This is a genomic window from Paenibacillus sp. FSL R5-0341 (assembly GCF_037975235.1).
GTDB lineage: Bacteria > Bacillota > Bacilli > Paenibacillales > Paenibacillaceae > Paenibacillus > Paenibacillus amylolyticus_A.
Window position 1 is genome coordinate 6,037,757 of the sequence record NZ_CP150241.1, and the last position, 14,713, is coordinate 6,052,469.

Here is a 14,713-nt window from a genome sequence, read left to right on the forward strand (position 1 = left end):
ATCATTCCATCCATTCGCTACATTACTCGTAATAATCAATCCATCTATGTCAGCTGAAATTCAGCGAATATTGCAAATTATTAGATACGCCTGACAAGTTACACCATCACGTCTTCCCAAAGGAAGCGATTCAGTCAAGGACTTAATCAAGGCTTAGTCAGGATTTAGTAAGGAATTAGTCACCACATATCGGGTTTACTTCCACCGTGACCGGTGCATCCACATGGCGGAAGCCCTGAATTACACCGACTCGTTTGAAGAATTTGTGGAATCGCTCGTTCGGATGGCCTTTTTCCTTGTAATCGGCTACAATCCTTTCCACAATCCCACCAATCTGGTCACCCGGAATTCCCTCCGCTACGGGCTGGGCAGGGTGAGCATTACGTCCGAACTTCTTGCCCCCGAGGAACAGGTCATATGCACCTTTGCGATACACGATGCCGATATCCTCCAGCACTGCCCCGTAACATGCCATACCGCAACCATTCAATGCCACACTCGTTTCTTTGGGTGCACCCAATCCACCTATTACAGCCTGTAAATGGTTAGCCATCGGGACAGCATCGTCCTTCTCCATGTTGCAGAAGTCACAGGCCTTCACCTTGATGACATCGCCGATCGGCACAACGATAAAATTCGCTGCACGCAGCTCTTCAACCAACGAGTCCGGTTCAAACGTCGGCACTCTCAAAATAATCTGGTGCTCTGGCGTGTATTCCAGTTCGCCGTCTTCACTTGCACACTGCGCCAGCAGCGCCATCTGGGTGGCGGTGAATTTTTTGTTGCCCACGCCGGGCGACACGCCGACTTCGAACAGCGGCGCCTTGCGCCCAGGCTCGGGCGCAGTGCGTACCGCCGTTGCGGTCGCGGCCTGCTGCGCACTTGCCGTTCGGCTCGGCGCTGCTGTATCCAGCCAGCGGCTCGCCGATTCGCCCGCGAGCGCTCCGCCTGCCGCGAGCCGCGTCAACGCCTCAGCGGCGAGCGCAGCTGCGCCGGCGCGTGGCGCTTCCGCGACTCGGCCCGGAGCGGCCTCTGCCGCAACGGGCGCAGGTCGCTCGCCGGCAAGCACGGCGGTGCCAGCGCTGCTCGCCGGGCTTGCCGCAGGCGTAGCGGCAGCAGCCCCGGCGCCAGCGGGCGGCTGCCCTTGCGGAGCCATACCCGCTCCGGCGCTTGCGCCGCGCAGGGCTGGCTCCGCCTGTGGCTGCGCGGCCAATGCATCGCTGGCCGCGCTCTCGCCCGCTGCCTCGCCGGAGGCGGCAGCGCGGGCTTCCCTTGCGCCGAGCGACCATGGCTCGGCTTCCGTGCGCAGTCGCTCATGAGGTCTGAGCGACTGTTCCGCGGTGTTCAGCGTGTATTTCCGCTGATACCCGCGCGGTGTGACCATGAGTCCTTCGTACATCATGGTCGAGGAGTTGCCGATAATCACCGTCGTCAGCATGCCGATATCATGATTCAGCATATCCTCGAGTGTGGTCATGACAACGTCCTGACGCTCACGATATGCACTTTTCACCAGACCTACCGGGGTCTGTGGGTCACGATAACGCAGAATCATTTCCTGCGTCTCCACGATCTGACGTGTACGCCGTCCACTGCGTGGATTGTACAGAGCAATGACAAAATCAGCGGACGCTGCGGCTTCGACCCGGCGAATAATGGTCTCCCACGGCGTGAGGTGATCACTGAGGCTGATCGTACATGCATCATGCATGACCGGGGCACCCAACAGTGAAGCACAAGATTGAATGGCCGACACACCCGGAATGACCTCAACGGCAACACCGGTATCCGGCTTCCAGCCTTGCTCCATCAGCACCTCGTATACCAAACCTGCCATACCATAGACGCCTGCGTCACCACTGGAGATTACGGCAACAATTTTGCCCATCTCCGCCTGTCTGACCGCTTCTTGTGCGCGGCTTACTTCCTCCGTCATGCCTGTGCGTACAATCGCTTGCCCGTTCAACAGAGGTCGGATAAGATCCACATAAGTGTTGTATCCGATAATAACCTCGCTCTCCTGAAGTGCCTCGAGTGCCCGCTTCGTGATATGTTCCATCGCTCCCGGACCGAACCCGATAATCAGCAGCTTGCCTTGACCTTGCATTGCTTCTCCTCCTCCATCACACTTGTCCTACGGATTAAACAGTGAAGAAGGGCGGCTATGCCGACCTTCTCCCTAACTGTAAAGCGTGTTCAATTCGTCGTCCTGTCAACGCAAATCATCGAACCCAGCTCTTCTAAACCAACTGCATGATCAAACTAATCTATTCCTCTACCTGCAATTTCCCGACATATGGTTGGGTTTCGCAAGGATGTACATTTATCTAAAAAAACAAAAAAATCCCATCCTTATAACGGATGGGATACGCATGTACGTACACTCAAGAACACAGTCCCAGACTCCCAAAGGGTATTCCTGTGACTATGTGGCCCAAAGGGGCCAGCCGGGCGAACTGCTTGTTCGCCCAATTCCTGATTCTTCGTACACCATTCCTTTCCGCGAAGGGTTCGGTGACACATGCAAGGTAGGTCTCCTGGCTTTGGATCATCAGCTTCCTTTTCTGTCTTCCCCGGCTTTTTGCGAGTGACTTGGATCAAAAAGGGCTTCACCATTACAGTGGCGGGACCGCTCGGGACTTTCACCCGATTCCCTGTTACCTCTTGCTGCACGCAAGAGCACCTTGCTTGTTTTCATTCAATATTGTTTTCATAATAACACCGCTCAGGAAATAATGTCCATGCTTGTGATACTTGTCCATTCTTCTATTTTCAGACAAAACAGAAAAAAGTCCTGATCCAGAAATCGGATCAGAACCAGGAGTAAGCTATGCATATACGATTCGTTTTAAATCATCCAACTACCTTAGGATTGAATACACGTTAATACATATTGATCAACTGTTATTGCAGGCCACGAACTTTGTCCGCATGCCCCGCCGCAAAGTAACGTCCGAGTTCAACGATGAGTGCGCCCATCTTCTCTTCCTCTGGAATGACCAGCGCCTCAATGCCCTCTTCACGCATGGAGTTTGCTGTGACTTTCCCTACAGAGGCAGGGATTACACCTTGTCTGAAGGCTGCGAGCATCGGTTCAAGCTTGTCCTGCGATGCTGCATATTCAGTCAGAAACCGGACCTGCGGTCCACTCGTGAAGGCAACCGCATCAACCTCACGCTGTATAATCTCATTTAAAAGCAGTTCCAGCTCTGCCTCTTCCGGCGGTACATGGCGATAAGGCAGCACTTGACGAACAATTGCCCCTTGTTCTTCCAACCAGGCTACAAGCTTGGGAGCTGTCTCCCCGTGAAGCTGCAACATAACCTTTTTTCCTTTAAGATCATGGGATGCGAATTCACGAATGAGCCCGTCCGTACTACCATCATCATCTCGTACCAGCGGCGTTAACTTGCGCTTTCTGAGTGCATTTACCGTCTTGTACCCTCTGGCTGCAATCGGGGATTCCGACAATGCATCCAGTAATTTTCCCGCCACTTCCATATCCTCGGCCATCTCAAACAAAGCGTCCAATCCCATGCCCGTGGTCAATACCGCCCAGTCCGGCGGGTCCGAGATCCAGGATACCAGCCCGTCCCTGATATTCCGGTCATCCAGAAATACCGTTCCCTGTGCCGGTCGCACAAGCGGGATTCCACCCATTTTTTCAACCAGTAAGGACATTTCTTTCGATTTTCGTGGTCCTGTCAATGCTACACGTACACCTGCCAAATGTTGAGCCATTCATGTTCCCCCCGTTAGTTCAGCCGAATGTTCATCTCAGTCTGACTACAGTATACAGGGTACTTCTGTGAAGGGAAACTGCACTTCCTCTCTTTTTGCCCGTTCATCTATAACGATTTTTGATGGAATGTATCAGGAAGGCTGGAGTTCTCCACCGTGAGAATCCTTCCGTCCTTTCTCTACATCCTTCATGGAATCTTTCGATTCTTGTGCCTTCTTTTTGCGAGGACGAAGGAAAAGAAACAGCACGAGAGGGAACATCACTTCAAATACAATGGCGATCCATGTCCATTCCCGAGTAAATCGATAGAGCTGAATTGCGTTTCTGAAAAACCAGAAGGCACAGACAAAACCCACCAGCGCGACTGGGCCTGTCATGACCTTTCCCGATACGTTCGGGATCATCCGCTTCAATCCCCAGCAGACAAAATACAGATCAAATGCAATTTTCGTAATCATGGTAGGCAAGGTTGCCGCTGCCAGCGCCAGGTCAAACCGGTCCAGAAAGTCACTGATTTGCAACTGCCTTGCCAGTTCATACGAAGGGTATACCAGTCTGGAGGCGATAGGCACACCAATCGACGTGATGGTTTCCACCATAATCAGAATCATCAGCAATCCGGAAATAATCATCCCCCAGAACACAGGTTTGAAGCGAAAATCACTGCCCTTGACGACGAAAGGCAATGCGATCATCTCTCCATAAAAAGAAAATATGTACCAGCTCCCTTTTCCCACACCCGCGGGATCGACATGAAAGTAGGGCATCAGATTATCCATATTCACCTGCTGAATCAGCATGAAAGGCACAATTACAGAATTCAACAGGAACAGGGTAACATACAGTTCTGCCATTCCGATCAACGAGCCAAGCCCACCTCTGACGATAAATACCGCCATAATCATAAGTGACAATACCACAATTGAAATCGGTGTCGTTTCCAGCAACGTTATGCTGACGTAATCACCAATTAATCGGATATCTCTTGCAAATACGAAGAAAAAAAACAGAATGTACATTACGCCTGCGAGCCTTCCCAACAAGGGGAACCTCTCAACTAACGCTTCAAACAGATCCTGGTTCGGAAATCTCCGCTGAACCCGGCTGATCATCCACATGGATACAAGCATCACCAAAACGACTGGTACATACGAGAGGTAAGCGTGCTGTTCCGCATAAAAGATGGCCTGTGCATGGGGCTGAATCAACGTACCCGTAATACTAAGCAGCAGCACGAGCAACACGATCTGTCGATGAGTCACACTCTGATTCATATAGTACCTCCTTTCCATCATTTATTATTTAATCTGTACTCCGCACCATCCTTAGTCTCTATCTATGGTAACGGTAAGAATCGCTGAATCACATGGCTGATCCATACCGCTACAAAAAAGGTTTTGCTCAAATGGGTGATATATAACCAAATGCCTGTTCCCAATGCAATCAGCCCATAGGATAACCAGCGATTAATAACTGCCGCCTGCTTCAGATGTCTGAAATCCATCACAATAACAACGATAACCATCCCCAGATAAGTGAACAAAAGTGGTTTAATCATGTACGATATCCTCCTCAACGACACCGATCGGTTTATTGACTACCCCTACATTTTCAATAATGACATGCGGGATAACGTTCACCTCAACATCAGGATAGATATCATCCCATCGATCCTTCATTTTGTCCCACTCTTTAGGCAAGTGCTGATGGATGGATCGACCGATCCCGAGAATATCGGCATGATATTTTTGCTGAATTAATCGAACGCCTTCAACGATATCCTCTTTTATTTTTTTGTGGATCGCGTCATTTAGTTTCAGTATCTCTTCCTCACGCAGATCACCGTAATTCGATTCGTTATCTACTACGACTCCTTTGGCGTACAATTGAACGGTCACGGTAACCTTGTCATCCTTCACAGTAGGGTGAAGTGAAGAATTGTTCTCGTTCAGCTTGATGAATATATCTCCTTCTCCGCGTGGAGACTTGACCATAATTTCCGGCGCATTGGCTTCCCCCATAGCGAGAATCAGGGCATCGGCGGGGGCCTTGTCGATCATGCCAACCAGCTTGTCTTTCTTAAACACGGCCAATCCATCCAGTTTGATATTTGTTTTGACATCCTTCCAATCTTTTGGAACATTGTCCACTTTCGAAGCAACCGGCAGGAATGGATCTACGCCATCACTAAGAATGGCATCTATAAACGTTTTGAGTGAACGCGGATTCCGCATATTTAGTAAGCATAGCTCTCTCACCATCTCGGATGGGAATTTTTCTATAGGTGCATCCGTATCCATCACAGCGTATGCCTCACCTTTGGTAACGACTGGCAATGCTGAGAATCGGTTAAGTGGGTAACGTGTAAACAAATCGAGCATGGAGGCCACGCCATCCCGGGCAAGATCCTCTCCAATTAGAATGGTTCGGCGGTGCGCATAATAAATCTTGCGAGATAGCGCTTTTTGACCCTCGAGTGAAGTCCCCCGAAGTGTCTTCGCCGTATTGGACAACATGAACCATGATTTGTCCCCGCTTGTACCTCCGCCGCCTCCCGTACTGCCAGAAGCACCGGATTGACCGGGAAGCGCAATCTGCAGACTGGATCTGTAATTTTCCCCCTCCTTATCGACCGCTATGCCAATCACAAAGGCAACATCATTAATCTCCTTACGATCCCAGCATCCTGCTATGAAAAGGGTACATAGCAGCAACATCAATACAGCGCGAATTTTTCGAATAAGAAACATGTGTTCACCATCCTTCCTCAGCTTCAGGCGAACCATTGATCTTTTCATTCATCCGTTTCTGGTTATCCTGAACCGTAGAAGGACGATTAATCATTTTCCACCACGGCACACGAATGAGAATATCTTTGGTATCTGTTTTGCTGTACGGGCTAAGACCTGACAGATATGGCACACCAAACGAAGTCATCTGTGTCAGATGCACCGAGATCAGGACCAAACCAATCACAATACCATACAGTCCGAGCATGCCCGCCAGTAACATGATGGGAAATCGCAGCAAACGCACCGTAATCGCAAAGTTAAACCGCGGAATCGTGAAGGAAGCTATACCTGTCATCGATACAATAATAACCATCGGCGCCGATACAATCCCCGCCTGAACTGCGGCCTGTCCGATCACGAGTGCACCGAGGATACTGACGGCCTGACCCACCGTTTTGGGTAACCTGACCCCGGCTTCCCGGAGGGCTTCGAACGATAGCTCCATGATGAGGGCTTCCACCAGAGCCGGGAAAGGGATGGCTTCCCGAGCACCGGCAATACTCAGAATCAGCGTGGTAGGCAACATATCCTGATGAAAAGTCGTGATCGAGATATACAAGGCGGGTAGGAATAGAGCGATAGCTACGAATAAAAAGCGGATCCAGCGTACCAGATTACTGATGAAGAATCGTTCATAGTAGTCCTCGCTGGCCTGAAGCATCTGCCACATCGTAACTGGAGCAATCAACGCAAAGGGAGTACCGTCTACCATAATGGCAAACCGCCCTTCCAACAGGTTGCCTGCTACCGTATCCGGACGCTCGGAATAGTGCATTTGCGGGAATGGCGAATACGGGTGGTCCTCAATCAATTCCTCGATATAACCTGTCTCCAAAATGCCGTCGATGCTTATTTTTTCCAGACGTTTCTTCACGTCCCGTATCAACTTGGGATCAGCAATATCCTCAATATAGGTCAGAACGATATCCGTCTTGGTTTCTGTACCGAGGGTCATACTAACCATCTTGAGTGAGGGTGTTTTTAGCTTAAACCGTAATAAAGCCGTGTTCACGCGCAGCGTTTCGGTAAATCCCTCTCGCGGTCCCCGAATTACGGATTCCGTCTGAGGTTCCTCTACACCGCGTCTTACGCCGCCTTTTACGTTGAACATCCAGGCTTCGCTACTGCCATCGACCACCAGAAGGGCCGAGGATGCCAGTACCCCTTCTGTCGCAGCTGCCCAGGTTTCAACGCGCTTCACTTGGGTCAGCTCAACGGTTGTATCATCCAGCGGAACATCAGGTTTATCTGTTCTCTGCTGCACCAGCCCTCGGATAATCGGACGCAGCATATGCTCCTGGATATCGGCCGAGTTCACAATGCCTTCAATATAGACCAGAAGTCCTTTGACTTCTGGTGTAATCATAACGTTGCGGAAAACCACATCAGAACAATCGGAGAAGATTTCCTTTACCGCCTGAATCTGAGTTTCATGTATTGTACTGATCGGCTGCCGAATAAAAGGCGGGGACGGCAGTCCCAGAGGGATATGTTTTTTTTCTTCTCGTTCGGGTTGTCGGGACTTGTCTTTCCCGGATGTTTTGTCTGCCATATGCCGCCCCTCCGTTCTTATTTTTATACAAGGTAGCTTGTGCCAGACAGCTGGGAATTATGTGGTCTTTTTTGCAAAATTACGAATGATTCCTCTGAATGCAGACAGCAAAAAGGCCTCTGTATTTAACAGAGACCTCCTTAACTATTCCAAAACCTGTTCAACCTATATTTCAGACACGTCCTAGTTAATCGGCAAAATAATCTTCAGGGACATAACGAATCTCCGACTTCGCATAAATGCTCAGCGTGTGACGCTCCCTGTCGTACTCTACCCGCTCACCCTCTACGTAGTACCAGTGCTTCAAAAGGGGCTGATCCTTGCGTTGAACGAAACGAAATACGTTCAGTTCCTGTCTAAGCTCCATAATCTGTTCCACAGTCTGCTCGTCCAGGCCAGTAACAGTAAATATAAAACCTGTGCCCTCCTGCTGGAACCGATAGGACAGCGCATCTGTTTTGCTATTCGCGAGTCCTCGTCCAGTTACTGCATGTTTAACCATAAACCATTCCTGTTGCGCCATAAGTGTATATCCTCCTTCATCTTGGATTTCACTCCATCAGCCATTTACGGCAGATCAATGATCATATAGAACGTGTCTTCGTTTGCTTGCAGCTCTATTGAATCCCGCTGTTCCACACGAGCCGTGTCTCCTTCATTCAACAGGTGCTCTCCATTCAATTCCAGCTTGCCTTCAATGGAGAAAATGTACATCCGGCGGCCCGTATCCTGATTAAAGGTTAATGTCTCGTCTTTGGTCAAACGGCCAAGGTAGATCGTCATATCCTGATGAATGGTCGCAACTCTTGGACCTCCGTCTGGCGATACAATAGGTACAAGCTTTCCTGCGAGTGCTGCTGGATCAAATGATGTGGTCTCATAGGAGGGTTGCAACCCTTTCGTATGCGGCATGAACCAGAGCTGGAGCAAACGTACCTCTTCGGTATCAGATGCATTATGCTCGGTATGAATCATGCCACTGCCAGCTGACATTCGCTGAATACCGCCAAATGCAGTAACGGCCACGTTGCCCAGGTTATCCTCATGTCGTAGCTTGCCGTTCAGTACGATGGATACAATCTCCATGTCACTATGTGGGTGAGCCCCAAAACCGCGACCTGGCGCAATCACATCGTCGTTCGCTACCCGCATCGGTCCAAACGCCGTATTCTCCCGGTCCTGGTATTCTCCAAAGGAAAAGCTGTGACTGCCACGGAGCCAGCCTCGATCAAAGCTGGAGCGGGCATCGGATGGAATGACGTTAATCATAAAATGCATCCTCCTCATCTTAATTTGATGTACTCAACTTCAAATTTATATTCTAATTTTTATTTAGTAACATACTTATTCTCATTGTATCAGAACAGTGGCATATCGTCCAAACAAGGCGAAACGGCTGTCACCGTCCTCTAGCGACTCAGCGTGTTTCATTCCGAAGAAATATAGAGAAGGATGGTGAAATAATATACTTCCATATATTTAAAAAAAGCTCTCTACTAATCAGCCCGGTTCGCAAATCCATTTCCCGAACCGGCCTGGTCAATAAAGAGCCTCGTTGCAGAACTCATCCTGCAATTCAATATTTTTTTAAGCGATCGTTAGTCAGTTCAAGCACTCACATTCTGGCGAGCGTTCCCCTGTCTGGAGAAAAGATGATCTACAGCCAGGAAGCGGCTTCCTGTGAAAAGCAGTGTCAGGGAACCCGCCAGCAGCAAGTAATCGAACTCGGTACCACTCATGAACGGCTCACCCACTTTGGCTGTAAGCAGAACGCCACCCATAACGATGACAAACAAGGCAGCAAACACACGTGTTCCCAGACCCAGAATCATCGCCGCACCACCCACCAACTCAATAATGGCTACAACCGATGCAAGAAATCCGGGAATACCGATACTTTCGAAGAAACCTACCGTACCGCTGATTCCACCTTCGAATTTACTCCAACCGTGCAATACAAAGATCAAACCGATCATAATCCTTGAGAAAAGTAATCCTATCTCTACACTTTTGTTATTCATGTTCATCTTCCTCCCTAGTGTTATATTCAACTCACATTTAGCCAAGTTGATTTATCCAATGGACCAAACAAACAAGATAGACAGCAACAGGAAAACGGTAGCCGACATCAGAACAGCATAGCGTGGCAATCTCAGCGTTACGTCCTTTTCCGGGTCAAGCAGACGTGAAATCCGCACATTTACGGAGGTATCTGCAAATGAAGATTGAACGGTCAGTTCTTTGGCTCCCCAAGGCTCAGGACAAGCCCGGAGCAGCTTGAGCAAAGCACTGCCAATGCCTGCCACATTGCCTGTACGCTCGATGGCCTCATTGTCCGCCAGAATCTCTCTCACGATATTGTAATGTTTCGACGTATGCTTCAATACGGGAATATAAGGCATCATGATTGCAAACACCGACAACAGCGTCGTCTTCAGTGGGTCACGGTGCCACAGATGATGGACTTCGTGGTACACAACTGCGGTCTCCTCTTCAGCATCCAGCATCGTCAGAAGTCCCGTGGAGAGTACGATGCAAGGTTTCCATAAACCGATTGTAAATGCAACCGGCGATGGCTTGTCCACCACAATGAATCCGGGCTGTCCGAGATGGTGATACCTGGACTCCAGTTCGCGGGATAACGCACGAACCTCCATGGAACGGAGTTTACGCACAGCTGCCCTGGTTTTCATCATACGAACCGTTAGCAACCAACCTGTTCCGGCAAATGTTAGCAACACCAGTGCCAGCAGGAAATGTCCAACGGATAGCCATCCCAGACGACTCATCCAATGATTGCAGAGCCAGAGCAGATTAAACGGGATATCCCAGCCAAAAATTTTGTACATCGCGTACATGAACATCTGCATGAACACGAGTAACGGAATGCCAAACCCGACGGTAAACAAAAGCTTCGAGCGGGCCTTCCACATCTTAATCGCTATCCTTTTTCCATTGTTTGATCTTCTGTTCCAGGCGTTCAATCAGACCCGCATCTGCTTCATCCAGCGCATCCAGCATATGATTCAATGCCAACGCTCCGAATTCATCCACCAACTCATGTGACAGTTCCTTGGATTGGTCGTTCATAAACTCCTCCTTGCTCTGTACCGGTTGGTACATAGATGTTCTGCCCTTTTGTGTCTTGCCAAGCAGTCCTTTGTCCACGAGCCGGTTCATTACGGTCATGACTGTATTAAAATTGACGTCTTTGTCTTGTTCAAGTGCGGTCTGCACTTCACGGATGCTGCTGCCAGGACGAGCCCATAAAATGTCCATGATCTTGGCTTCCAGCGGACCGAAAAATCGGTTGAGCCCACGCTCACCCACTTTAAAATTGTGTATTCTCATGTTCTGACACCCCTCACACTACCCATTGTAGTGCCATCATATGAGAAGTCAACCTCTATGTCAGCTATTTTATGTAAATGATTTGTAAATTTGTTTTCCATTTCAGCAAAAAAAGCGAAAGACCGGGAGTTCCGCACGTTCGCGGTTCTGCCCGATCTTCACCGAAAATCAGCCCATATGATGTTGTAGAACATGGTTAAACTGTATTTTTATTTTCCATCCTGTGACGGCATATGTGCAGAAATATCCACACCGAGTCCATGAGCCAAACGTCCGCCAAGCTGTCCATCCGCCCGGAAGAAATGGCAGAGGGCACGCATTTGAATATCAACAGATACGCCCTTAAGGTCATTGATCAGATTATCCAGTAAATGCTGCTGCTCTACAGGGGTAAATGAACGGAAAAGCTCTCCTGACTGCGTGTAATCATCCGTCTTCTCGATTTTCTCACGTGTAACATGCCCTTGCAACGGAACCTGACTGTCCCGGTATGCCGGATCTTCCTGCGGGCTGTTTCCGGAACTGTTGGGCTCATAGTTCACCGGAGATGGGTCCTGATTCACATTCATGAGTCCATCACGCTGATGATTACGAACAGGTGCGTACGGGCAATTCACTGGAATTTGCAAATAGTTCGGTCCAAGACGGTGCCGCTGTGTATCTGGATAAGAGAATAAGCGTCCTTGCAGCAATTTGTCTTCGGAAGGCTCAATTCCAGGTACAAGCGCACTAGGTGAAAAGGCAGCCTGCTCCACTTCAGCAAAGAAGTTCTGCGGATTCCGATTCAGGGTCATGGTGCCCACCGTATGGAATGGCAGTACATCTTCAGGCCAGGTTTTGGTTGGATCGAGCGGATCAAAAGCAAAATCATCCATCTGCTCAGGCTTCAACAGCTGTACCTGAAGCTTCCACTGCGGGTACTGCCCGTTCTTGATATGTTCATGCAGGTCCCGGGTAGCATGGTTAAAGTCTTGTCCCTGTACTTCGGCAGCTTCCTGACGAGAGAAGCCTCGAACCCCTTGTGCAGACTCCCACTTATATTTTACATAGTGAACCTGCCCCTGTGCATTGATCCATTTGAAAGCATGTACGCCGAATCCATCCATCTCCCGATAATTCGCCGGTGTGCCCAGATCAGAGAACAACCAGGTCATCATATGCGTTGATTCTGGTGAGAGGGTCATAAAGTCCCAATATCGCGCCGGTTCCTGAATATTCGTATCCGGAGCTGGCTTCAGGGAGTGAACCATGTCGGGGAATTTCATGGCATCACGAATGAAGAATACGGGCAGATGGTTACCGACGAGATCATAGTTGCCTTCACGCGTGTAGAATTTGACGGCAAATCCACGTGGATCCCGTGCAGTCTCTGGTGATCCCGTACCGTGAATAACAGTCGAGAAACGAACCAGTACATCGGTCTCCGTACCCGGATCTTGCAGGAAGTCAGCTGTTGTATACTCCTTCATGCTCTGCTCCAGTGTGAATACGCCATGAGCGCCTGCTCCTCTTGCATGTACGACCCGTTCTGGAATACGTTCACGGTCAAAGTGGGCTATTTTTTCAATGAGATGGTAGTCTTCAAGCAGTGTCGGTCCTCTTCTACCTGCTGTGCGGGAATGCTGATTGTCACCTACGGGTGCGCCCTGATTGGTTGTCATACGTTCTGTCATCATGTCGTCCTCCTCTAATGGGTTTCACGGCTGCTATATATCTACTATTAAAATCATATTCGGCTTCGATTTAAATATACATTTAGACTTGATCTAACTGTTAAATTGATTCTAACATGTCCCACTCTACTCTTGCATGAGGTTCACATGAGATTAAGATGAGGTTCTTGCACACTTCATGAATGAAGCATGATTAATGTTTCTAAGGGAATGATTTTGATCTGCCTATCTATTAGTTAGTACCCGAAAAAACATGAAGTGAAAGATTAAATTTGGGCAAAAAAAAGGCGGACTAATCCGCCAGGCGGTAGCCCACTCCTCTTACTGTTACGATATATTGCGGCGAAGACGCGTTATCGCCCAATTTTTTGCGCAAGCTTTTAATATGAACATCGACCACATTACTTCCACCGGTAAAGTCCGTCTCCCAGATATCACTGAGCATTTCCTCACGGGAAATGACTGCACCTTTGGCATCGATCAGCTTGAGCAACAGATCATATTCGGTCTTGGTCAAGTGAATTCGGTTATTATCGCGCTGCACACTCATTCGTTCACGATCGAGCCACAGATCCTTGAATCCGATGCGCTGCCCTTCCTCAGGCAAAAATCCACGTTTGGGCAGAGCAGGACTGTTGCCAATCATACGCTGCACCCGGTACAGAGCTTCCTGCGGGCGTGCAGGCCACACCAGCAATTCCTCCTGAAGCATCGGTCCACTCGCGCTGCCGATCATCTTCTCACCGACCAGATACAGACAAGGCGTGGTATGTTCCGCCTCCCGGTTCAATCGGCTGCTGATCCCAGCGAATGCATCGATGGTTCCTGCAACAGACAGATCATAGATCAACAGGTCGAAGACAAGACGTTCATGCAGATCCGGTTCCCAGCGGTGAAAGACCAGCACATCGAAGCAGCTATCCGTCAAGGCCTTTACCAGTTCATGTACTTGCCCTGGCATCGGGCTGATTAGAATAACACGGCGTGTAACAGGGCAATTGTCCACAAGAGGTGCTGAATCGGACAAGGCTGGTTTAACCCGCAGAGGTAAACGACGGCCAGGCAGCTTTATTTTTACTTGATCCGTTTGTTTCTGCATTCCCCGCAGACACCTCCAAAGACCACATGAGCATGGTCGATTGCATATCCGGTTTCTTCAGCTACCTGTTTCATCCATTGTGGAGGAACCTCCGTCATCACCTCGTCCACTTTGCCGCACACTTCACACATAATGTGCTGATGATCATCCATGCGGGCATCGTACCGGCTTGCTGTCTCCCCAAGCTTAAGCTCCCTGATCAATTCTTTGTCCGTCAGATAACGAAGAGAATTATATACCGTACCATAGGCCAGATTATATCCTTGTTCCACGAGTCGATTCATGACGTCAGCAGCTGTCGGGTGATCCTCCGAATGGCGCACCACATCATACACCGCTTGTCGTTGTATCGTCAGATTTAAAGTTCTCACAACCATTTCTCCTTTATTATTGATCCATTTTATATGAAATCAGACGCTGATCTTCTACTTACGATAGTTTCCCCATAAAAGAAGGAATGAATTTTGATTTAGATTAAGTATAAATCTCATTGTATAATGAAGT

General features: G+C 49.1%; 14 protein-coding genes and 1 riboswitch. All 14 genes read right to left on the bottom strand.

Going from position 1 to position 14,713, the window contains the following annotated elements; all coding sequences use genetic code 11:
- Positions 1-175: 175 nt before the first annotated feature.
- Positions 176-2,107: a precorrin-3B C(17)-methyltransferase gene (gene cobJ, locus MKX75_RS27105; RefSeq protein ID WP_339167543.1), complete on the bottom strand. Its 1,932-nt coding sequence runs from the start codon at positions 2,105-2,107 to the stop codon at positions 176-178.
- Positions 2,108-2,509: 402 nt separating this feature from the next.
- Positions 2,510-2,702: riboswitch (cobalamin riboswitch) on the bottom strand.
- Positions 2,703-2,904: 202 nt separating this feature from the next.
- Positions 2,905-3,741, bottom strand: a complete 837-nt coding sequence (locus MKX75_RS27110; protein WP_062836861.1) for a uroporphyrinogen-III synthase — start codon at positions 3,739-3,741, stop codon at positions 2,905-2,907.
- Positions 3,742-3,873: 132 nt separating this feature from the next.
- Positions 3,874-5,016, bottom strand: a complete 1,143-nt coding sequence (locus MKX75_RS27115; RefSeq protein ID WP_339167544.1) for an endospore germination permease — start codon at positions 5,014-5,016, stop codon at positions 3,874-3,876.
- Between the two features lie 62 nt (positions 5,017-5,078).
- Complete coding sequence (locus MKX75_RS27120) at positions 5,079-5,300, bottom strand: hypothetical protein (RefSeq protein WP_062836859.1); 222 nt, start codon at positions 5,298-5,300, stop codon at positions 5,079-5,081.
- Positions 5,293-6,492 (bottom strand): Ger(x)C family spore germination protein, encoded by a 1,200-nt coding sequence (locus MKX75_RS27125; RefSeq protein ID WP_339167545.1) that lies wholly within the window; start codon positions 6,490-6,492, stop codon positions 5,293-5,295. Before MKX75_RS27125 ends, MKX75_RS27120 begins: the two co-directional genes overlap by 8 nt.
- 4 nt (positions 6,493-6,496) lie before the next feature.
- On the bottom strand, positions 6,497-8,086 hold the full coding sequence (locus MKX75_RS27130; protein ID WP_145149514.1) for a spore germination protein: 1,590 nt from the start codon (positions 8,084-8,086) through the stop codon (positions 6,497-6,499).
- 187 nt (positions 8,087-8,273) lie between these two features.
- Positions 8,274-8,609 (bottom strand): hypothetical protein, encoded by a 336-nt coding sequence (locus MKX75_RS27135; protein ID WP_062836857.1) that lies wholly within the window; start codon positions 8,607-8,609, stop codon positions 8,274-8,276.
- 44 nt (positions 8,610-8,653) lie between these two features.
- Positions 8,654-9,355 carry a pirin family protein gene (locus MKX75_RS27140; RefSeq protein WP_339167546.1) on the bottom strand — a complete coding sequence of 234 codons (702 nt, stop codon included), beginning with the start codon at positions 9,353-9,355 and terminating at the stop codon, positions 8,654-8,656.
- A gap of 338 nt (positions 9,356-9,693) precedes the next feature.
- Positions 9,694-10,107, bottom strand: coding sequence for a DoxX family protein (locus tag MKX75_RS27145; RefSeq protein ID WP_062836855.1), 414 nt, complete (start codon positions 10,105-10,107; stop codon positions 9,694-9,696).
- Between the two features lie 51 nt (positions 10,108-10,158).
- On the bottom strand, positions 10,159-11,019 hold the full coding sequence (locus MKX75_RS27150) for a M56 family metallopeptidase (protein WP_339167547.1): 861 nt from the start codon (positions 11,017-11,019) through the stop codon (positions 10,159-10,161).
- A 1-nt stretch (position 11,020) separates the two neighbouring features.
- The gene (locus tag MKX75_RS27155; protein ID WP_062836853.1) at positions 11,021-11,437 is read right to left on the bottom strand and encodes a BlaI/MecI/CopY family transcriptional regulator; all 417 of its coding nucleotides are present in this window, start codon (positions 11,435-11,437) and stop codon (positions 11,021-11,023) included.
- Positions 11,438-11,646: 209 nt separating this feature from the next.
- Positions 11,647-13,110, bottom strand: a complete 1,464-nt coding sequence (locus tag MKX75_RS27160; protein WP_339170616.1) for a catalase — start codon at positions 13,108-13,110, stop codon at positions 11,647-11,649.
- Positions 13,111-13,402: 292 nt separating this feature from the next.
- Positions 13,403-14,209, bottom strand: coding sequence for a winged-helix domain-containing protein (locus MKX75_RS27165; protein WP_076332450.1), 807 nt, complete (start codon positions 14,207-14,209; stop codon positions 13,403-13,405).
- Entirely contained in the window at positions 14,185-14,580 is a 396-nt protein-coding gene (locus tag MKX75_RS27170) for a transcriptional repressor (RefSeq protein ID WP_036612807.1), read from the bottom strand. Before MKX75_RS27170 ends, MKX75_RS27165 begins: the two co-directional genes overlap by 25 nt.
- Positions 14,581-14,713: the final 133 nt, after the last annotated feature.

What these genes read in the sequence shown, in the direction of transcription:
- cobJ (WP_339167543.1), bottom strand. Translation starts at nt 2,107, where the DNA reads ATGCAAGGTCAAGGCAAGCTGCTGATTATCGGGTTCGGTCCGGGAGCG.
- MKX75_RS27110 (WP_062836861.1), bottom strand. Translation starts at nt 3,741, where the DNA reads ATGGCTCAACATTTGGCAGGTGTACGTGTAGCATTGACAGGACCACGA.
- MKX75_RS27115 (WP_339167544.1), bottom strand. Translation starts at nt 5,016, where the DNA reads ATGAATCAGAGTGTGACTCATCGACAGATCGTGTTGCTCGTGCTGCTG.
- MKX75_RS27120 (WP_062836859.1), bottom strand. Translation starts at nt 5,300, where the DNA reads ATGATTAAACCACTTTTGTTCACTTATCTGGGGATGGTTATCGTTGTT.
- MKX75_RS27125 (WP_339167545.1), bottom strand. Translation starts at nt 6,492, where the DNA reads ATGTTTCTTATTCGAAAAATTCGCGCTGTATTGATGTTGCTGCTATGT.
- MKX75_RS27130 (WP_145149514.1), bottom strand. Translation starts at nt 8,086, where the DNA reads ATGGCAGACAAAACATCCGGGAAAGACAAGTCCCGACAACCCGAACGA.
- MKX75_RS27135 (WP_062836857.1), bottom strand. Translation starts at nt 8,609, where the DNA reads ATGGCGCAACAGGAATGGTTTATGGTTAAACATGCAGTAACTGGACGA.
- MKX75_RS27140 (WP_339167546.1), bottom strand. Translation starts at nt 9,355, where the DNA reads ATGATTAACGTCATTCCATCCGATGCCCGCTCCAGCTTTGATCGAGGC.
- MKX75_RS27145 (WP_062836855.1), bottom strand. Translation starts at nt 10,107, where the DNA reads ATGAATAACAAAAGTGTAGAGATAGGATTACTTTTCTCAAGGATTATG.
- MKX75_RS27150 (WP_339167547.1), bottom strand. Translation starts at nt 11,019, where the DNA reads ATGTGGAAGGCCCGCTCGAAGCTTTTGTTTACCGTCGGGTTTGGCATT.
- MKX75_RS27155 (WP_062836853.1), bottom strand. Translation starts at nt 11,437, where the DNA reads ATGAGAATACACAATTTTAAAGTGGGTGAGCGTGGGCTCAACCGATTT.
- MKX75_RS27160 (WP_339170616.1), bottom strand. Translation starts at nt 13,110, where the DNA reads ATGACAGAACGTATGACAACCAATCAGGGCGCACCCGTAGGTGACAAT.
- MKX75_RS27165 (WP_076332450.1), bottom strand. Translation starts at nt 14,209, where the DNA reads ATGCAGAAACAAACGGATCAAGTAAAAATAAAGCTGCCTGGCCGTCGT.